Below are 20,446 nucleotides of genomic sequence, written 5' to 3' on the forward strand. Positions count from 1 at the left end.
CCGCCATCACCTAGGCGGCTTTCGAGGCCGGTCCATCTCCCTGCCCGTCCGGATGTTCACGCATCTCGACGCCGGCCTCTTTCCAGAACGCGGTGAGATGCTGCGCTAACTCCTGCACCTGCGGAGCGACAAACAACCGACCGGAGTCCTCAGCCGGCAGGTAGATGGTCCGGCTGGTACCCATGGCCCACTCACCGAAGACCAAGCGCGTGTCGTCGCTGGAGTTCGTGAGCGGATGCTTGGATGCAATGACGTTCAACACCTGCCCTCGGAACGGTTTCAGCTCATATCGGGCCACGGCATGGAAGGTTGCGTACGTCACCTGGTCCTTGTAGAGAAATTCGTCTTGATGTTCGGCAGACTCCGTGTGATGCATCATATTCCATACGCGATGTAATTTTCCCTTCCAGAATGTCGCCCATTCACTGACGGGTAGCTGCCGCATGAGCCGCAGGTAGGTCGCGACTTTCATCCACACGAAGAGCAGTGGCCAGAGGAGATAGGGCGGACGACTCCAATGTCTCACGTAGGAGCGCGGATGCCACGACTCCATCACAGCCAGAATGACGGTTTCTCCCTGGGCGGTCAGCTGCTGGGCGATTTCATAGGCCGACAGGCCCCCGGTGCAGGTACCACCTATCAGGTACGGCCCTCGCGGCTGCACTGTCCGAATCTCCGCGATGTAATGGGCCGCCATGTCCTCAACCCGCATGAACGGCTTTTCCTTCCCGTCCAGACCACGCGCCTGTAGACCATAAAAGGGTTGATCCTCTCCCAGCAACTTGGCAAGGCGAGCGAACACCAGCACATTGCCCCCGACCCCCGGCACCGCAAAAAACGGCGTCTTGTGTCCTTCCGGCTGAATCGCCACCAGGGATCGCCAGCGTACGGTGCAGCCTTCATCGGCCAGCACGTCGGCCAACTGTTCGATCGTCGGAGCCTGGAACAACACCGCCATCGGCAGACGCTTGCCGAACGTATGCTCAATGGCGCTGAACATTCGGAGCGCGAGCAGAGAATACCCGCCGAGGGCAAAAAAGTTATCGCGCACGCCGATGGGCGTGATGCCCAAGACCTGCTCCCAAATCGCGACCAATTGTAGTTCGAGACGATTCCGGGGTTCGATCGCCTGAGGCCCCTCATGCTCCGCTTCGATGGTCGGCGCGGGCAAGGCACGCCGATCCACCTTTCCGTTCGGCGTCAGCGGGAAATTCGTCATCGGCACAATCGCCGCGGGCACCATGTAATCGGGGACCACGTCCCGCACCGCCTTGCGAAGGGCCTGCGGATCACACGACGAGCCCTCTCGCGGCAGCACATAGGCGACCAATCGTTTATCGCCCGGGACATCCTCGCGCACAATGACGACGGCCTGTTTGACGGTCGGATCATCCGCCAACACCGATTCGATTTCGCCGAGTTCGATCCGGAACCCGCGCAATTTCACCTGATAATCGATGCGGCCGATATACTCCAATCGTCCATCCGGCACCCACTTTACCTGATCGCCTGTGCGATAGAGTCGCTCGCCCGCGCGGAACGGGTTCGCCACAAACCGCTCCGCCGTGAGCTGCGGCGCGCCCCTGTATCCACGCGCCAACCCCATGCCGCCGATATAGAGCTCGCCCGGTGTACCGACCGGCACGGGTTCCCGATTGGCGTCCAGGACATAGACCTGTGTATTCGCGATTGGTTTCCCGAGGGCGATCATCCGATCGGCCGTGCGGACCCGTTCGAGCGTGGACCAGATGGTCGTCTCTGTGGGTCCATACACGTTCCACACCGACCCGGCCCTGGCGAGCAGTTCCTGCGCCAGTTCCCGAGGAAGTGCCTCTCCTCCGCATAACACTTTGACTCCTCGCCCCCCCTTCCAACCGAACTGCAGCACCATTCGCCAGGTGGCAGGCGTCGCCTGCATGACGGTGACCGTACCCTGGTCCAACTCACGCTGAAGCCAAGCCCCATCCATGGCCTGCTGCCGGGTTGCGAGAATAATCCGCGCGCCCGCGAGGAGCGGAAGGTACAATTCCAGACCGGCAATGTCGAAGGAGAGCGGCGTCAGTGCCATCACCACGTCGCGAGCGTTCACTCCCGGTTCCTGCTGCATGGAGCGCAAAAAGTTCACGAGGGCGCGATGCTCGATCTCCACACCTTTGGGGTGTCCTGTCGACCCCGACGTAAAGAGCACATAGACCAGATGCTCCGGGCCGGCCACCGGACAGGGGTTTCCTTCTCCGCAACGCCCGATCGTCTCCGTTTCCCGATCCAGGCAGAGGACGGGCAACTGATGCTGCGGCAGTCCGGCGACCAGCGTGGAATCCGTCACCAACACCGCCGCATGACTGGTTTCGATCATGGCGGCCAGTCTCCGGGCGGGCAACCCAGGAACCAGGGGCAAATACGCCCCACCGGCTTTCATGACGGCCAGCAGCGTGATCAACAGCTCGGGTGACCGCTCCAACAACACCGGCACGACGACGTCCGGCCCCACCCCACAATCCCGCAAGTGATGCGCCAACTGATTTGCCCGTCGATTGAGTTCCGCGTAGGACCATTCGACTCCCTCGAAGACCAGCACGATGGCGTCGGGCGTTCGTGCAACCTGCGATTCAAAGAGTTGAGGAAAACAGACGGTTTGGTCGAAGGGTCTGTCGGTCGCGTTCCACTCACGCAGCATCCGATGCTGTTCCTCTGTCGTCAGCATGGAGACCCGTCCCAGCGTAGCGTCCGGATGATCGGCGACGACTTCCATGAATTGTCGGTATTGCGAGAGCCACCGCTCAGCCGAACTCCGGTCGAACAGGTCCGTATTAAATTCCAGATAGGCTTTGCGCGACGCAAGTGGGTCGATGGAAAGCCCCACATCCAGCTGAGCCGCGCCACGGCTGACTTCGTAAGGCGTCCAGGACAGGTGCTGGAATTCTGTCCGGGCAAACGGCGTGTTCGCAAAATTGAACAGCACCTGCACCAACGGAAGCCCGCCCTGACTGCGGTCCGGCCGCAATTCCTCCACGAGCTTCTCGAACGGCACATCCTGGTGCGCGTACGCGTCCAAGGTTAAATCGCGCACCTGCCTGAGCAATTCGCGGAAGGTCAACTCGCCCGTCACTTCGGTGCGCAACACCAGCGTATTCACAAATGTGCCAATGAGATCTTCGATTTCCAACCGGTTGCGATTGGCGATGGGCGTCCCGATGACGAGATCCCGTTGCTGCGTCAACCGATGCAACAGGCTGAAGAAGCCGGCCAGGAACACCATGTACAGAGTCACGCCCTCGCGCACACTCAACTGCTTCAATCGGTTCACTAAGGACCATGATAGGTCGATCGAGACGTGATCGCCTTTGAACGAATGCACGGGTGGCCGCGGTCGATCGGCCGGCAAGGCCATGACCGGGAGGTCGGTCAGCTTGGATTTCCAATGTGCGAGCTGCTCGACCAAGACTGATCCCGTGAGCCAACCCCGTTGCCACTGGGCGAAATCGGCATACTGAATGGCAAGGTCAGAAGGCGTCGCAAACGGCTTCCTCCCGCAAAAGGCGTTGTAGCTATTCACCAATTCACGGGCGATCACGCCGTAGGACCATTGATCGGAGATGATGTGATGCGTGCTGACGACCAGCACATGGTCTTCATCGCCGACCTGAATGAGCAGAATGCGCAGGAGAGGACCGCATTGCAAATCAAATGACCGGCGTGCTTCCGCGGTCGCGACCTCTAATGCTCGCGGCTCACGCATGTCCGCCGGTAACCGCCGCACATCCTCCTCCGCCCAGAGCGGCTGCAACGAATCATGGATAATCTGGCGCGGTTGTCCGTCGACCTGTGCGAAGGTGGTCCGAAGCGATTCGTGGCGTCGAACCAACTCGCCGACCGCCCATCGCAGCGCGGCCTTGTTCAGCGGACCATGGAGACGCACGCTGGCGGGAATGTTGTAGGCCGAAGCTTCCGGCGAGAGTTGGTAGAGAAACCACATCCGTTCCTGCGCGAACGACAGCCGAAGTGGCACGCCACGACTGGCTTTCGTAATCTCGTACCCCTTCATGTCCCGTATCGCCGACTGGCCCTGCTGCGAGTCCTTCACCACCTCGGCCAGGGTGGCGATGGTTGGGCGCTCGAAGACCTGACGCAGGGGCACCGTGATCCGGAACAGCGCCTGCACCCGTGACACCAGCTGGGTCGCCAGCAGGGAATGTCCACCCAACTCGAAAAAGTTGTCGTGCACGCCGACATCTTTGAGTTGCAGAATTTCCCCCCAGATGTCGGCCAACACCTGCTCAAGGGGAGTTCGCGGGGCGAGATACGTAGAGGTCAAATCAACTTTGCTGGCCCGACTATCCGCGGCCACCAGCAATGCGCGCCGATCGACCTTTCCGTTGACGGTCAGCGGGAGCGCCTCCAGCTCAATGAACATTGAGGGAATCATGTGGGCGGGCAATTGTGTGCGAAGTTGTTCCCGCAACTGCCCCAGCCCTAAACGATTGGTCGGGCGCGGAACTATGAACGCCACGATCCGCTTGTCACCGGGCTGATCCTCCCGCACCTCCACAACAGCCCGCTCCAGATCGGGATGGCGATTCAGCACCGCTTCGATCTCCTCCATCTCCACCCTGAATCCACGAATCTTGACCTGGCGATCGACACGACCGCGAAACTCCAGCTGCCCGTCCGCCCGCCATCGCACCAGATCTCCGGTCCGATAGAGACGAGCTCCGGGACGACTGGAGAAGGGGTCGGAATCAAATTTGACCGCGGTCAGATCAGGGCGACCTCGATACCCCCTCGCCACCCCCAAGCCGCCGATATACAACTCTCCCGGCACCCCCACCGGCACCGGCTGCTGCTGACGATCCAACACATAGACGGAGGCATGTGGAAAAGGGCGCCCGATCGGGAGATCACCGGTGACCTCGCCGTTCGTATTCGCATCGGTCAGGTCCGCCCAGGTGGCGGCCACGGTGGTTTCGGTCGGCCCGTAGGTATTGATCAAGCGAACACCTGTCCCGACCTGTTGGCTCCACCGCTGCACGATTTGCGGAAGCACCCGTTCACCGCCGATGATCACGGTCTTCACCGATTCAGGGAAGGGCAACTGCTCCAGTTCCATACGCGCCACGACTTCGTGCCAGTAGGCCGTCGGCAGGTCAAGCACCGTCAGGTTCCACTCGCGGCATCGCGCCAGAAATCCCGACACCGAATCCACCATCATCGCGGTGCGCAGCACCAGCGTCGCTCCGATGGCCAGGCAGGGAAAAATCTCCTCTGCGGCGGTGTCAAAGCTCATCGATGCGAATTGCAATACTCGATCGTGAGGCATGAGACCGACAACGCCGGTGATGCCCTGGACATAATTGACGATCGACCGATGCTCAACCATCACGCCCTTCGGATGCCCGGTGGACCCGGACGTGTAGATCACATAGGCCACATTCTCGATGGCATCAGTGCCCTGAATCGGGGTGTCAGGAAACCGCGCAATCTGCGCCCATTCGGAGTCGAGACAAACGGTATGGGGATTCGTCGCAGGCAAACGAGCGAGTTGGTCCTGTTGCGTGACCAGCACGCGAACTTCGCTGTCGCGCAGCATGTATTCCAGTCGCTCTGTGGGATAATCCGCATCCAACGGCAGATAGGCCCCGCCCGATTTCAGAATTCCCAACATGCCCACGATCAGATTGATCGAACGTTCGAGACAGAGCCCAACGACAATCCCCGGCTCGACACCCCGGCGGCGCAAGTAATGGGCCAGGCGGTTCGCACGCGACTCCAGCTCTCGATAGGTCACCCGCTCCCCGTCTTGTTCCAGGGCGATGGCATCGGGTGTGCGTTGCGACTGTCGTTCGATCAGACGGTGGAGACATTCGACCGGCTCTATGCCACCGGATGACTGCCCCCAGGCCAATAGCGTCTGGCGTCGTTCGGCCTCGGACATGAGTGGCAGCGAACCGATCGTCCGACCTGGATCGCCCACCATGGCTTCCAGCAGGCGAACAAAATGCTCCTGCATGCGTGCGATCCGGTCCGGCGAGAACAGGGCGTCTTTGTATTCGAAATACCCGCTCATGCCCTGTTCCGACTCCCCCACTTCGACACAGAGATCGAACTGGCCGCTCTGTTGGGGAATGACATAGGAGGCCCACGCAGGCTGTCGGACGTCGGAAGCAGCACGCGGCAGGACATGTTGCCGTCCGTCGAGTTCGGCCAGGAGGGTGAACGGTTGCAGTACGAACAGCACTTGCGCCAACGGAGCACGATGCCCCTGATGAGTCGGGCGCACATCCGACACGACTCGTCCATAGGGATAGTCTTGGTGCGCGAGGGCGTCGAGAAAACGCTGTTTCGTTCGTGTCAGCAACTCACGTCCGGTACAGTCAGACCGCACACTATCGCGCAGGACCAGCATGTTGACGAAATCCCCGATGGTCCGGGCGAATCGAGCCCGGCTGCGACCGAATACAGGCGTGACCACCATCGTGTCTTCGTGATCCGTGTATCGGTACAGCAGGACTTGAAGGGCGGCCAGGCAGAGGACGTACAGCGTCGTTCCTTCTTCATGGGCCAATGCTTTGAGACGCTCGACGAGTGGTCTTTCGAGATGAAACGCGTGCCAGGCATAGTGACCAGGCTCAAGCGTCTGCTCCGGCCGGTCATACAACATGTCGTAGCTCGGCAGTTCACCGCTCAATTGCGTCTTCCAAAATTGTGACAGGCGTCTGCCTTCGTCGCCGGCCAACAAGGCACGATGCCATTCGACAAACTGCCGGTAGGGTACGGGAGCCCCGGTGACCGCTTCACTCCTTTCACGTGCAGGTTGCCCTGCCGACGCACAGTCATGCTTAAGTTCCTCGACGAGTTGGAGCATCGACCACCCGTCAACCACGATATGGTGGGCGACGAGCAACAACCAATGCTGTGTGGCCCCCTGAAAGAAGCGGGCATTCCACAACGGTCCCTGTTCAAGATCAAACGGTATCGCCGCCGCGGTCATCGCCTCCTGCCGCAAGCGGATCCAGTCCCAGGTCGCCCTCTCAACCAGCATCCAGCCCGGCGGGAGCTGGTCATGAACACGTTGGACTGGGACATCCGCCTCCATCTCAAACGTCGTGCGAAGCATCGCATGCCGGGCAGCCAGCCGGTCCAGCGCCTGCCGTAGGGTGGTCGGATCGACGGTAACCGGCACATGCAGCAACACGGAGACGTTGGCTGCGGCACTGCCAGGCGCGAGACGACTCAAGAACCATAAGGCGGCCTGATTTTCGGACAACGGTCCCGGGGTAACTGCATCAGCGCCCATCGAGGAGACCGCCGTCCTGGGTGATTCCCCCGCACCCCATTCCCTCTCAATCGTCGTGGCAAGGTCATTGATCGTCCCGCCTCCCAGGAGGGCGGATAGGGAAAGCGCCACATGGAACGACTCCTCGACGCGATGCAGCACGTCGGCTGCCATCAAAGAGTCGAGACCTAAACGATGGATCGGCTGATCCGCGTGAATCGCTTCTTCGCTCCTCCCTAGTCGAGCAGCAATGATCCTCTGCACCTCACACACGATCTCTTGGCGGCGTGCGTCCGGCGTGAGCCTGCGCAGGTCGGCTGGTTCGCTGGTCCTCGCCAAGGGGGCGACAGGCGGAAGCGGCACCCGACTCTGGCCGATCACCGCCAATCGATCCGCCAGGTACTGCTCGCGACAGGTTCGCCGTTGTACTTTTCCACTGGAAGTTTTGGGAAGGCTGCCCGCTTTGATGAACACGACGGCAGACACATGCAGCTCATGCTGTTCCGACAGGGCGAGGCGGATCGCAGAAGCCAGTTCCTCAATAGGCGGAGATACGGCCTGCCGTTCGAGTTCCTGTACGACCACGACAGCTTCTTCACCGGCATCCTCGACGGAGACGGCCGCTGTTCCCCCTACCCGGAAGCTGGCATGGCACGACTCCACCGTGCGCTCGATGTCCTGGGGGTAATGATTTCTGCCTCGAACGATGAGCAGGTCTTTCAAACGCCCCGTGACAAACACTTCGCCGTCCTTGACGAACCCGAGGTCGCCGGTGCGCAGGAACGGCCCCTCGCCCGTATCCCGCAGCGTCGCGCCGAAGGTCCGCGCCGTCTCCTCCGGATTGTTCCAATACCCTTGAGTCGTGCTGGCACCGGCCAGCCAGATTTCTCCGACCTGTTGCGGCGCACTACGGGACAGGGTTTCGGGGTGCGCAATGACCACCCTGGTGTCCCCGACCGGAAGCCCGCACCCGACCACCTGCCGAACCGGCCCGGCCTCCGACATGGGCCCTGCCACAACCCCCTGCTCAAGCGCGGCCGCATCGAGCGACTGAATCGTGGGTGACACACCTTGCCGCTTCAGAGAAATGAGGAGCGTATACTCCGCCATGCCGTAGGCAGGATAGAATGCTTCACGCCGAAATCCCGCCGGTCCGAAGGCTTCCAGAAATCGCTCGATCGTGTCCGGCGCAATGGGCTCGGCGCCGCAACTTGCCACCTGCCATCCGGAAAGATCCAATTTGGCACGATCTTCTGGTGCGATGGCGTCGACGCAACGACGATAGGCAAAATTTGGTGCGCCGCTATGGGTGACGCCATAATGCTGGATGGCCTCAAGCCAGCGAACCGGGCGCTTGAGGAAGGTCAGCGGTGACATGAGGTAGGCGGGGCGCCCGATCCAGGCCGGCTGGATGATCCCCTTGACCAGCCCATAGTCGTGAAAATGCGGCATCCAGGACAGTGTCACAGATCCCGCGTCGTAACAGCCCGCCTCTGTAATGCAACGACTCTGGGCCGTCATATTTTGATGGCTGACCATCACGCCTTTAGGGACGGCGGTCGAGCCGGACGTGTATTGCAGGTACGCGACCTCAGAAGCGGACGGACGCGTCGGACGCCAATCGGAAGCAGGCGCCAAGGCCGTGTCCTCAATCGACAGCCACTGCCCCAACGAGGGCAGCTGATTCTGCGACTGCAGCGTCTTTAGGATCGTGCTGGTGGTGAATGCGCCGACGGCGCCTGCGTCTTGGATGATGCCCTGCACGCGCGACGCGCCGGACTTCACGCGAAACGCATCCGGAGGCGGCACCGGCACGGCAATCAGACCCGCATAGAGAGCTCCCCAGAAGGACTGCACAAACTCAAGGCCTGGGGGATAGACCAGGAGCAGCCGCTCTCCCTGACCCATTCGGGATTGCAGGTATCCGGCGATCGCGCGAGCCCGGATGTCAAGGTCCCGATAGGTGAGACCAACCCCGCTGCCGCCGCCGTCGCGGAGAAACATGTAGGCCGTCTGGTCGGGCTGATGTTCTGCCCGCCAACGGAGCACATCGCACAACGTGTCGCCAGGTGGATTGCTTACCGGTGGATGTCTGACCACAAAACGCTCAACCCCAGTGGGACCGAGAGGCGTGGGGAAAATTCAGGTCGCAGACCCGTCTTGATGTAACCACAAAAAATCCGGCCACACCACTGTCCCCAGCCGTTCTCACGGTACGAGGTGAGTCTACGGTGGAATGAATGGATTACAAAACGGAATCACCTTTTCCCCACTCATAGGAGTTCCCTCATGGCGGAAGAAAATCATCTCCAAGCACATGATTTCATTTGAATCTCGGAGCCGTCCACGGTAAGCTGCACGTCTTTGCCTGACCTTGCGCGGAGAGGTGCGAGAGCGGCCGAATCGGACGGTCTCGAAAACCGTTGTCCTGAAAGGGACCGTGGGTTCGAATCCCACCCTCTCCGCCACGCAGGGCCGGCCGCAAAACCTGTTCAGGTTGCGTCGGTCTTCACCAACCCCTTCCCGCAAGCGCCACCCCCTCCTACTTCGTGATCTGCTGAAATCCTATAGGCTTCGATGTCGTTCACATCGCGGTGCGGCGACATGCTGAAAGGTTACGTGCGTCCCCCACCTCTGGTGGTCTATTCGCCTCTTCGGTTCCAGGGTAGTCTCTGGTCCACACAGGAGGGCCGCATGTTTGAACAAACAGAAGCCGCGCTGGTCATGACGCTGTTGGCCTTGGGTGGGATCGCGCTGATGGCGGATGAAAAACTGGGATCAGCCTGCGTGCAGATGGTGAAATGGCTTCGCACGCGGGGCAAGCATTAACCGGCTCTTTTTCTCAATTCCTTCCGTAACTCGACCATCGCCAGGGTGTCACGCTCACAGTACCGCAGGAGTGCCTCCTGAATCTGTGCCTTCTCGATCCAATCGGACACGGTAAAAATCATGCGGCTGTATTCGCAAGCCGCGACACCCCCATCCCGAATTACCAAGTCGTCATAACTCAGGGACGGCACAACGGCCGGCAAAACAGTTTTGATCGAATAGCTGCCCTCAAAAGCCGGATGATAATAGTGATCCCGGATGATCACATGGAGATCCCACAATCGGGCCACCACCCGTTTCAGGTCTTTGCGCAGCGAGGGGAAATCCTCCGCCAGTCGCTCGATCACCGACCGTTCGTAACTCGAGTAGACGCAGATGCTGCCCTCCCGTCCCAACGATTCGAGCAATGTCACCGCCAGTTCTTCGCGCGGATCCCGTTCGTCCCGGCAGAGGAACTCGGCATGCGCCAGCGAGCCGTCAGGCTGCTCAATGTGATTGGACCATTGAGTGGGAATCACCTGGTAGGGTCTCGTATCCACGAATTTCGGTACCGCCGGCATGAAGGTCTCAAAATCCAGATGGTGGACCGGATACACGATCGTCTCCAGCGCCGACCGCAGGCCTTCCCCCACCCATTCCCGATTCTCCTTCACCCGCCGTTGCACCGCCGTGAGCGAGACAGAATCAGGAATCTCGTCGATCGTCTCGACCCCTAACTCACGGAGGTGGACGACCGTCTTACTGCTCCCAGGCAGGTGGTAAATCCAGCGCGCCGGCTTCTCCCGCGTGCAATGATCCCAGAACGGGCATTCATAGGGACTGTGGCAGTGCTCATCCGGACCGATGGCAGGCGCCGACAACTCTTCCAACATCGCCTGCATCGCCCCGAGCCGCGTCGCAACTTCCGGCAGCCGTGGCCACACCATGTCGGTCAGCGAACGCAGGGTAAACAGTTGGTCGAGATCCAGATGGCGACCGTCAAACACATACTGCGTATTGACGTGCATCAGGCAGATCTCCGCAAGCGCCAGCCCGATCCCCTTAAGCACGTAACTTTGGATCGCCAGATCATCCACATGGGTCGCCTTCACCTTGCTCGAGGACTTCACCTCTACGAGGCGCCAGGTCGGTTGCCCCAGGTCTTTCACCCCGACACGTTCCAGGACATCGACACGGACCAGAACCTGGTTGAACTGAAAGGCGCCTTCGAATATTGCCGGTATTGTTGAGTCGTGCAGCAGTTCGGTCGTCTCCGCCAGGGCCTCTTGAGACTGGCGATATCCTGCCGAGACAAGCCGCCCGCCGGGAAATCGTCGACGTGCCAGTTCGCCGAGATCGGTGCCCATATCCAGAATCGCCTGCGTGGCGGCATCCGGTTTGGTGGCCAACCCTGGGGCATGCACCTCCAGATAGAGACGCTTATGACATTGCAGCCCCGACAAATACCGTGATTTGGACAACCGATAGGAGGAGCGCGCGGCAGGCTCTGGTGAGATCAACATAGGCTTCTGCAGGCTACCGAAGGGCAGTGGGAGTTGTCCAGTCCCGTCCGGCCAACAACCTGCTCCACGAAGCGGACTCGGTTCTGTTAGGATGACGCCGCATGGCAACCGGCATCGCACAGATCAGACGCTCGGTCCTCACGTTAGCCCTTCCCGTCACCGTCAGCAGCCTGCTCCAACGGGCTGAAGGCATCGTTGCCGTCTTCCTCGTAGGAGGATTGGGCGCTGTCCCGATTGCGGCCGTCGGCCTCGGCCAATTGTTGGCCTTTATCGCCACGACTCTGGTGTCCGGTCTCTCGGTCGGTTCCAATGTCGTCATGGCGCAATTATGGGGCGCCCGCCGGTACGACGACGCAGGCCAGGCCGCGCGCCATTTCCTCGGACTGTCCATCCTCATCTCCCTCGGCCTCTTGACGTTCGGGCTTCTGGTGAATCGGCGCGCGATGGGATTGCTGGGAGCACAAGCAGACGTGATCCGCCTTGCGCTTCCCTACTCGAACCTGATCTTCCTGCTCATTCCGTTTACGATCCTGCTGCAGGTCCTCTCCTCGATCTTGCAGGGCACGGGTGACACCAAAACGCCGATGTATGCCATGATCGTAGTGAATCTGCTCCACATTGCCATCGCGATTCCTCTCATCTACGGTCACTGGGGGTTTCCGGCCTTGGGCATCAATGGCGCCGCCATCGCGGTCGGCGTCGCGGAGGCGACCGGCTGTCTGTACCTCCTCACACGCTGCCGGCCCATGCTCCGCCGCGCGCATCGATTCCGCTTCGATTTGATTCGCACGATTTGGCACGTGGGGGCACCGGTCTCGGGCGAGCGTGTCGTCCAGCAGGCCGGCATTTTGCTGTACACCAAGATCGTGTTGATGTACGGGACCGTCGCGTACGCGGCCCACCAGGTCGGCTTGTCGATTGAGTCCCTGTCGTTTCTTCCAGGGTACGGCTTCGCGATCGCGGCAGCCACGATGGTAGGACAGAGCATCGGCGCTGGCAAATACACCCGGGCGAAGCTCGAAACCTGGGAAGCGAACCGACTGGCCGCCTACCTGATGTCAGCCATGGGGCTGGTTTTTTTCTTGTTCCCCTATGCGTTGCTCCGCGCCTTCACCAGTGATGAGGCCGTCGTTGAGTTGGGCACGCTGTTTTTGAAAATCGTGGCTCTGCTGCAGATTCCGCTCGCGCTCACCATGGTGGTGGCCGGCTCCCTGCGCGGGGCGGGTGATACCCGGTTCGTCATGATCGCGACGATGATCGGCATGTGGGGCATGCGGATTCCCCTGGCCATCGTGGCAGGCTACTGGCTGAGTCTTGGAGTGTTCTACGTGTGGCTGGCAATGATCGCAGACTGGACGCTGCGCATGGCCTTGATGCTCTGGCGGCACCGTTCGGAGCGGTGGAGAAGCATCCAGGTGCTCCGTTCATCCCCCACCTGAAGCACTCAGCTCTTCCCGTCGACCGCACATTCCGGCGGGCGAACGGCCGGCCGCGTGTCCTTGCCCGAGCCGGCTCGAACCTCGATACGTCCGACGGCCTTCACATTCGCGCAGAGATCGCCCAGGCCCGGCGTCACCAAGCGATAGGGCCCGCCCTTGCCGTCGGGAAGAGGCTGCCCGTCAAGCTCATACAGCAACAGCCCGAAATCCTGCGCCTGTTGCAGCGTGAGGGTGGCGGCATACTTGCCGTCGATGGAGTGAAACGTCACATGGTCGGCGTCGACCGCGAGCGCCGGGATCTCCAGCAAGCCCTTCACACGGATCGCGCGCCCCCGCATGGACGGCATCAGTTCGCTGATATCCTCTACCCGTTGCTCGCGCGGCAACTGCCCCAGCGCTGTCCTGGTTAATGAGACCGGCTGAACGACCGCGCCGTCGATGCGCACAATGCCAGGCCCCGACAGTTCTTTTTCAGTGATCGTCTTGACCATCGCCGTCAGCGCTTCATTCACCGGTGTGGGAATGCCCAACTCACGTCCGACCCGCACGATGTAGCCGTTCAGATAGTCGATCTCCGTCGGGCGTTTGGCCTTCCAATCGTCGTACATCGACGTATGAATGTCGCGCAGCTCCTGCGTCCACTTCACGACCTTCTCGGCCATGTCGGGCGCCAAGGGAACCTTCACCGCCGCGGACACCGCCGCCACTTCGCCGACAATTTGGCGGATGACGCCGGCCATCTCCGGATGATCGAGCGCCTTCGCGACCTTGTCATCGATCACGACCGTGAGCGGATTGAAGACACAATTCCAGCACATCTTCTCCCATTTGCTCTTCCGGATATCCTCGCTCAGCTGGCAGGATATCCCCGCCTGCTTGAACACCTCAGCGATCTGGGAGACCCGGTCGCTCTTGTGCCCCATCAGTTCGCCGATGGCCACCCCACCGCGCTTGTAATGTTCAATGACGCCTGGTTCGACGATCTTGGAATAGATGAAGGCCACCCCGCCGACCACACAGTCACGGTGAAGGCGGGATATGATGCGATCTTCTGTATCGATGCCGTTCTGTAGCGTGAGAATCACCGTGCGATCCGTCAGCACCGGTTCCAACTGCGTCATGACCTCGTCGAGGTCATAGGCCTTCACGGCCAGGATGATGAGATCAGGTGTCGCAAGCTCCCGGGGATCGGAAGCGGCCGGCGGATGGACGGTGAAATTTCCCTTGGCGCTCTTAATCGTCAACCCATTCTGTTTCACTGCCTCCAACGTGCGAGGCCTGAGAAGAAATGACACATCGGGATTGTTCTTGGCGAGATGCGCCCCAAAGAACCCCCCGACGGAACCAGCCCCGACCACCATGATCTGCTTCATGAGATGCCTCACTCGTTGCGTTCAAAAGACGCGTACTATAGCATGCAGCCGCGCACCTGAAACAGTGAGGGCAACCAACCTTCATGGGAGCCGGATCCACCCTCGGCCTTGTTCGGCACAAACTCTCCACTGCGAGGTCTGTCACCGTCCTGACCGGAGCGGGGATCTCCGCCGACAGCGGCGTCCCGACGTTTCGCGGCGCCGACGGGCTGTGGAAGCAATACCGCGCCGAAGAGCTTGCCACCCCGGAAGCCTTCGCGCGTGATCCGAGGCTAGTCTGGGAATGGTACAACTGGCGCCGGGAACTCATCGCCACCAAACGGCCCAATCCGGCCCACGAAGCGGTCGCCTCGATGGAACAGCGGTTCGAGCAGTTCTGGCTCATCACCCAGAACGTCGACGGGCTGCACCGCGACGCCGGATCCCGACAACTCTCAGAAATCCACGGCAACATCTGGAAGGTCCGCTGCACCGCCTGCCGCCTCATCGTGGAAAACCGGGACGTCCCGATCGCCATGCTGCCCCTCTGCCAGTCCTGCAGCGGACTGCTTCGGCCGCACATTGTCTGGTTCGGGGAATCACTCGCAGAAGAAGATCTGGAGAAGAGTGCCGCTGCACTGCAGAGCAGCGATGTCTGCCTGATCATCGGCACATCCGGACTGGTCTATCCGGCGGCGGGATTCGGCGCCATCGCCAAGCAGGCCGGCGCGTATATCGTGGAAATCAATCTCGACTCAACGCCGCACTCGAGCCTGGTTGACGCCAGCCTGCAAGGACGCGCACGCGACCTAGTACCGTTGTTACTGGAGACGTGACAAAAGCGGCAGGATTTCGTTGAGGGTCGCGATGGTCGTTCCGCTCGATGCCCCGGGCGGCATGCCTCTGGCGAGCAGCACACCCGTCAGCCCCACAGCAACCGCGCCCTTCACATCATCTCGTTCGCTGTCGCCCACATGCAACGCGTCTTCCGGATCCACCGCATGTTTGTCCAGCGCCTGCTCAAAAATCCGGGCGGACGGTTTGGCGGCATGGGCCAAGCTGGAAATCGTAATTGTATCGAAGAAGTCCGCGATCCCGAGCCCTCGCAGTACGGCAAACAACCGCGAGTCGAAATTGGAAATGATCCCCAGCTCATAGCCCTGATCTTTGAGCGTCTTCAGCACATCCAGCGTCTCCGGAAAGAGCTTCCAGGACTCCGCTTGTGCGAACCGTGCAAACACATCTTCAAAAAACTCATCAAACTTCTCAAACATGCCGACGCGGTAAAACACATTGTGGACGATATCGAACCACCACAGGCGCTCCGATTGCTTGATCGCCCCCGGTTCCGTCGCGGCAAACACCGGCGGCGGCGCATCTCGGAACGAGCGGGCAAACGCCGCTTTGATTGCCGCTAACGAATCCGGCGTTTTGCGAAAACCGTGGCGCTCCGCATGCTGGAGATAAATCTCCGCCACGGATCCTTGAATGTGAAAGAGGGTATCGGCAGCGTCGAAAAACACGACTTGGATGCGGCTCTGACTCATCGTACGGATTCACTCCTCATCTTCGGCTTTCTACGCCATCACCCGGCAAGGTGGTCGGATTGTATCAGGATGCGCAAAATCTCCGCCAGCGCTGTCCGCACCGAGGCTCACACCTGCCTTGTCACACGCAGTGAGATTCGGCGTTTTCTTTGACAGTTCTCAGACCCTTTGTTAGCGTCGCCTCAATGGGTACAGCGGGGTATGATTGATGGGATCCACCGTTTTCGTCATCGACAGCAGCCCGGCCGTGCATCGCATGGTGGAGCAACTTTCCACCACGGATGGCCATAGGGTCTTGGGATTCCACGATGGGCCTGCGGCGCTCGAAGCCGCCCGCTCACAAAGCCCCGCACTGATCATTGCCGACTATCATCTTGAGAACATCACCTTCTCAGGCTTCTGCAAAGAAATCGGGCGGCAGGAGAATCTGGCCGAAACGTTGATCATCTCGATGGTGGACGCCGCAGACCGGCTGGATGAAAATAAACTACGCTCGCTCGGCGTCCGCGCGTTCCTCAAGAAACCGCTTCAACGCGAACAACTCCTCGACATGATCAAAACCATCCTGACCGGCACCGGGGAACGCCCCAACCCGAAACCGGCCAAAGCGCGAACCTGGCCCCCGGTTTTCACAGGAACCGACGACGAGGAAGCGCAGGCATTGCCGCAAGACGCCGCCGCCGATGAGCCCCCTCGCCCTGCGAGGGAGAAGGAACAGGTCACTATGCCCTCAGCAATGCCCTCGACTAAACCCACTGGCGAAGAGTTGATGCGGGGTCTGGTCGAACATCTCCTCCAATCGGCGACCGTGCAAACCGATCGCACCATCACCGAGCTCATGCCCGCCGCCGTCGCCAAGGAGGTCGCAGGACAATTAGGGGCTGCCCTCGGCAAGGCCGTACAGGCTGAAGTGAGCAAACAGGTCGCGGAAGCGCTCACGACGGAACGCGTGCAGACGAGTCTGCGCACGCTCATCCAAGAGGAATTGAAACGTCAGAGCGAGGCACAGCTGGCTGGTGTGGAGGCGACGATCCGCCAGCATGTCACAGACCAGACGCCTGCACTCGTGGAGCAAGCGGCGGACAAACGACTCGGCGAGCTCACGGACCGCGGCATCCAGAAACACCTGCCGCAAGCCATGCAGAGCCATCGTGACCTGATCACGGAGTTAGTAAAAAAAGAAGTCGAGCACTCGGCTGCGACCTATGTACGACAAGCAGCCGACGAGATTGTGCGGGAAATGGCGAAAGATCCGATCTTGCAGGCTGTGCAACGGATCGTTCCAAGCGTGGCGGAAACCCAGATCCGGGCCGAGATCACACGATTGAGCTCACCCGACTAACGCCTCGCGGCGTTACCCTCGCTTCACCTTTTTGGCCGCTGCACGGCGGGTCTTGGCGAGCGCCTTCACGCGCGCCACGTTCTTGCGGTGCTTCTTCCGAACCTTCCGATCCTTCTCACGTCCCCTCGGCATAGTTTCTCCTTCAACGGTAAACCGGCTTGCTGGCCGGCGAGCCCACTCGACATCGAATGAACCGCCGGATGTATATCACAGGGCTTCACTCCGCTACAACCTGTTGCACCGCAATTGACGCGCGATCGTTACCTTGAGCACCCCGGCGGCACATGGTAAGATGCGCCCGCGCTGCAGCATGCGCGCCTAATTCACTCGATACCATGAAAATGTTTCTGTGCAGGATGCTCACGATCCAGCATCCTGCCTAGCCCATGTCCACGCCACAACTCGATAAAACCTACAGTCCCCACGACGTCGAAAACCGCTGGTACCATCGCTGGATCGACGCCGGCCTGTTTCACGCCGACCCGACCCATGCCGGACAACCCTACTCCATGGTGATCCCTCCGCCGAATGTCACGGGATCTCTGCATGTGGGCCACGCCCTGAACAACACCCTGCAAGACATCCTGATCCGCTGGCGCCGCATGCAAGGTCGGAATGTGCTGTGGATGCCCGGGACCGACCATGCCGGCATTGCGACGCAAAATGTCGTGGAGCGGCAACTGCAGGCCGAGGGCACGTCGCGGGAAGCACTCGGACGCGAAGCATTTCTGAAACGAGTCTGGAGTTGGAAGGAAAAATCCGGCGGGACGATCATCGGCCAGCTCAAAAAGCTCGGAGCCTCCTGCGATTGGGAGCGGGAACGGTTCACCATGGATCCCGGTCTGTCCGAAGCGGTCCGCGAGGTCTTCGTTCGCCTCCATCAGGATGGACTCCTGTATCGCGGTGAACGGTTGATCAATTGGTGCCCGCGCTGCCTGACGGCCTTGTCAGACATCGAAGTCGAACACGAAGACGCAACCGGGAAGCTGTATACGATTCGCTACCCGTTGGCAGATGACCCGACACAATATCTCCTCGTCGCCACCACCCGCCCCGAGACCATGCTCGGTGATACGGCGGTGGCCGTGCATCCGGAAGACGATCGATATCGCTATCTGATCGGCAAGCGCGTCCGGTTACCATTGACAAGCCGTACGATTCCCATCGTCGGTGATTCGATCCTCGTCGATCGTGAATTCGGCACCGGCGCCGTGAAGATTACGCCCGCCCACGACTTTAACGACTTCGAGGCCGGTGAGCGACACGAGCTGAAACGGATCAAGATCCTCGATCTCCATGCCCACCTTCGACTGGACGGCTCCTTAGCCGATCCCGCCGTCGCAGAGGCGGTCGAGAATCTTCCTGTCGCGAAAGCTCGCCCCAAGATCGAACAACTCCTCACCGACCAGGGGTTCCTGGAAAAGTCTGAGCCTCATAAGCTGGCGCTCGGCAAATGTTATCGCTGCAAAACGGTGGTCGAGCCCTTCTTGTCGGATCAGTGGTTCGTCAAGATCAAGCCGCTGGCCGAACCGGCGATCCAGGTTGTCGAAGACGGTCGCGTCAGGATCATCCCTGAGGCCTGGAAGAACAACTATCTGGGCTGGATGCGGGACATCAAGGACTGGTGCGTCTCGCGGCAGATTTGGTGGGGGCATCAAATTCCTGCCTGGTACTGCGAAACCTGTTCCGGCACCTCTTTCTTACGACGCAGTTCCGATGGAGCGCCATTGATACCTTCGGATGCGGTCGCAATCGTAGCGAAGACGCAGCCGGACGCCTGCCCGCTGGGCCACCGCGACGCGCTTGTCCAAGACCCCGATGTGCTGGACACCTGGTTTTCCTCCGCCCTCTGGCCCTTCTCTACCCTCGGATGGCCCAAGCAGACGCCCGATTTAAAAGCCTTTTATCCCACCTCCACTCTCGTGACCGGGCTCGATATTCTCTTCTTCTGGGTTGCGCGCATGATCATGATGGGACTGAAGTTCATGGGCGAAGTGCCGTTCCGCGACGTGTATATCCACGCGCTGGTTCGCGATGCCGAAGGCCAGAAGATGAGCAAGTCGAAGGGCAACGTCATCGACCCGCTGCATGTGATGGAGCAATACGGTACGGACGCGCTGCGCTTCACGCTGGCGGCCATGGCCTCCCCCGGGCGCGATGTGAAACTGGCCGAAGAACGCATCGAAGGCTATCGCAACTTTACGAACAAAATCTGGAACGCGGCCCGCTTTCTCCTGATGCATCTCAACGGCGAACGCGTCGAAGTTCCGCCGGCACAACGATCGTTTCCAGACCGTTGGATTCTAAGTCGCCTGAATACCGCGATTAGTACCGTCACGCATGAGTTAGAGCAGTATCGGTTCGACCGTGCCTCCAGTGCGATCTATCAATTCATCTGGCACGAGTACTGCGATAAATACATCGAGATGGTGAAGCCTGCCCTCAAGGATCAGGACTCCGAGCAGGCCAAGACTACGCGGCAAACCCTGGCCGAGACCTTCGAGACGATGATGCGATTGCTGCATCCCTTCATGCCGTTCATTACCGAAGAAATCTGGCAAACGCTCCCGCATGAAGGCACCAGCATCGTCCGCAAGCCCTTCCCGACGACCAGAGCGGATTGGGCGTCAGAGGAAGTCGAACAGGAGTTCAGCCTGCTGGAAGAATGCCGCGCCCTGATGAACCAGGAGCGCGCGATTCTCGGGTATCCCGCTGGCAAACGTCTCCATTTCAAGGTGCATGGCAAAACGGAAGCGATTGCGTCCATTCTTGAGAAACACAAAGCCCTGATTGAATACATGGAGAACGTAGACAATCTTTGGATAGCCAAGACGTTCGACGTCAGCAACCCAGGGGGTCTTCTGATCTTGACGAGTGGCTCCATCCAAGTGCGGACCTCCATGGAAGATGCGGATCTTGGCAAGGCTGAAGAAAATGTTCAGAAACAAATTAAGCTGCTTCAAAAAGAAGTCGATCGCACGCAGCAAAAACTGGGCAATCCCGATTTCGTGGCGAAGGCACCGCCTGAGGTACTGACCGAACACCGCGAGCGTCTTCAACGCGAATCTCAGATGATTCAACTCCTTCAACAGGCGTTGGAACAGATCAAGCTATATACTTTGGAACGAACACGTATTGAGCGCCCCTAGCCCCCAAACCATT

9 protein-coding genes and 1 tRNA gene are annotated in these 20,446 nt (G+C 60.1%); 6 read left to right on the top strand and 4 right to left on the bottom strand.

The window, feature by feature from the left end; genetic code table 11:
* Nucleotides 1-10: 10 nt before the first annotated feature.
* Nucleotides 11-9,373, bottom strand: coding sequence for a non-ribosomal peptide synthetase (locus KJA79_RS08565; RefSeq protein ID WP_213041621.1), 9,363 nt, complete (start codon nucleotides 9,371-9,373; stop codon nucleotides 11-13).
* Between the two features lie 280 nt (nucleotides 9,374-9,653).
* Between KJA79_RS08565 and KJA79_RS08570 the strand changes: the two genes are divergently transcribed.
* Nucleotides 9,654-9,741 (top strand) — tRNA-Ser (locus KJA79_RS08570).
* Between the two features lie 226 nt (nucleotides 9,742-9,967).
* Complete coding sequence (locus tag KJA79_RS22960) at nucleotides 9,968-10,102, top strand: hypothetical protein (protein ID WP_281412670.1); 135 nt, start codon at nucleotides 9,968-9,970, stop codon at nucleotides 10,100-10,102.
* Here the strand turns inward: KJA79_RS22960 and KJA79_RS08575 are convergent.
* The gene (locus KJA79_RS08575; protein WP_213041622.1) at nucleotides 10,099-11,604 is read right to left on the bottom strand and encodes a DUF2779 domain-containing protein; all 1,506 of its coding nucleotides are present in this window, start codon (nucleotides 11,602-11,604) and stop codon (nucleotides 10,099-10,101) included. The two genes, KJA79_RS22960 and KJA79_RS08575, sit on opposite strands and share 4 nt — an antisense overlap.
* Before the next feature lie 101 nt (nucleotides 11,605-11,705).
* Between KJA79_RS08575 and KJA79_RS08580 the strand changes: the two genes are divergently transcribed.
* Nucleotides 11,706-13,043 carry an MATE family efflux transporter gene (locus KJA79_RS08580; RefSeq protein WP_213041623.1) on the top strand — a complete coding sequence of 446 codons (1,338 nt, stop codon included), beginning with the start codon at nucleotides 11,706-11,708 and terminating at the stop codon, nucleotides 13,041-13,043.
* A gap of 5 nt (nucleotides 13,044-13,048) precedes the next feature.
* Here KJA79_RS08580 and KJA79_RS08585 read toward each other — a convergent pair whose 3' ends face one another.
* The gene (locus KJA79_RS08585; RefSeq protein WP_213041624.1) at nucleotides 13,049-14,416 is read right to left on the bottom strand and encodes a 2-dehydropantoate 2-reductase; all 1,368 of its coding nucleotides are present in this window, start codon (nucleotides 14,414-14,416) and stop codon (nucleotides 13,049-13,051) included.
* Between the two features lie 83 nt (nucleotides 14,417-14,499).
* Here KJA79_RS08585 and KJA79_RS08590 point away from each other — a divergent pair, with 83 nt between their 5' ends.
* Entirely contained in the window at nucleotides 14,500-15,231 is a 732-nt protein-coding gene (locus KJA79_RS08590; protein ID WP_213041625.1) for an SIR2 family NAD-dependent protein deacylase, read from the top strand.
* Here the strand turns inward: KJA79_RS08590 and KJA79_RS08595 are convergent.
* Entirely contained in the window at nucleotides 15,217-15,942 is a 726-nt protein-coding gene (locus KJA79_RS08595) for an HAD-IA family hydrolase (protein WP_213041626.1), read from the bottom strand. The two genes, KJA79_RS08590 and KJA79_RS08595, sit on opposite strands and share 15 nt — an antisense overlap.
* Nucleotides 15,943-16,150: 208 nt before the next feature.
* Between KJA79_RS08595 and KJA79_RS08600 the strand changes: the two genes are divergently transcribed.
* Together KJA79_RS08600 and KJA79_RS08605 are read left to right on the top strand one after the other, a co-directional pair.
* Nucleotides 16,151-17,284 carry a response regulator gene (locus KJA79_RS08600; protein ID WP_213041627.1) on the top strand — a complete coding sequence of 378 codons (1,134 nt, stop codon included), beginning with the start codon at nucleotides 16,151-16,153 and terminating at the stop codon, nucleotides 17,282-17,284.
* 386 nt (nucleotides 17,285-17,670) lie between these two features.
* Nucleotides 17,671-20,433: a valine--tRNA ligase gene (locus KJA79_RS08605; RefSeq protein WP_213041628.1), complete on the top strand. Its 2,763-nt coding sequence runs from the start codon at nucleotides 17,671-17,673 to the stop codon at nucleotides 20,431-20,433.
* The last annotated feature ends 13 nt before the right edge of the window (nucleotides 20,434-20,446 follow it).

The organism is Nitrospira defluvii, assembly GCF_905220995.1.
GTDB classification, from domain to species: Bacteria; Nitrospirota; Nitrospiria; order Nitrospirales; family Nitrospiraceae; genus Nitrospira_A; species Nitrospira_A defluvii_C.

What these genes read in the sequence shown, in the direction of transcription:
- KJA79_RS22960 (WP_281412670.1), top strand. Translation starts at nt 9,968, where the DNA reads ATGTTTGAACAAACAGAAGCCGCGCTGGTCATGACGCTGTTGGCCTTG.
- KJA79_RS08575 (WP_213041622.1), bottom strand. Translation starts at nt 11,604, where the DNA reads ATGTTGATCTCACCAGAGCCTGCCGCGCGCTCCTCCTATCGGTTGTCC.
- KJA79_RS08580 (WP_213041623.1), top strand. Translation starts at nt 11,706, where the DNA reads ATGGCAACCGGCATCGCACAGATCAGACGCTCGGTCCTCACGTTAGCC.
- KJA79_RS08585 (WP_213041624.1), bottom strand. Translation starts at nt 14,416, where the DNA reads ATGAAGCAGATCATGGTGGTCGGGGCTGGTTCCGTCGGGGGGTTCTTT.
- KJA79_RS08590 (WP_213041625.1), top strand. Translation starts at nt 14,500, where the DNA reads ATGGGAGCCGGATCCACCCTCGGCCTTGTTCGGCACAAACTCTCCACT.
- KJA79_RS08595 (WP_213041626.1), bottom strand. Translation starts at nt 15,942, where the DNA reads ATGAGTCAGAGCCGCATCCAAGTCGTGTTTTTCGACGCTGCCGATACC.
- KJA79_RS08600 (WP_213041627.1), top strand. Translation starts at nt 16,151, where the DNA reads ATGGGATCCACCGTTTTCGTCATCGACAGCAGCCCGGCCGTGCATCGC.
- KJA79_RS08605 (WP_213041628.1), top strand. Translation starts at nt 17,671, where the DNA reads ATGTCCACGCCACAACTCGATAAAACCTACAGTCCCCACGACGTCGAA.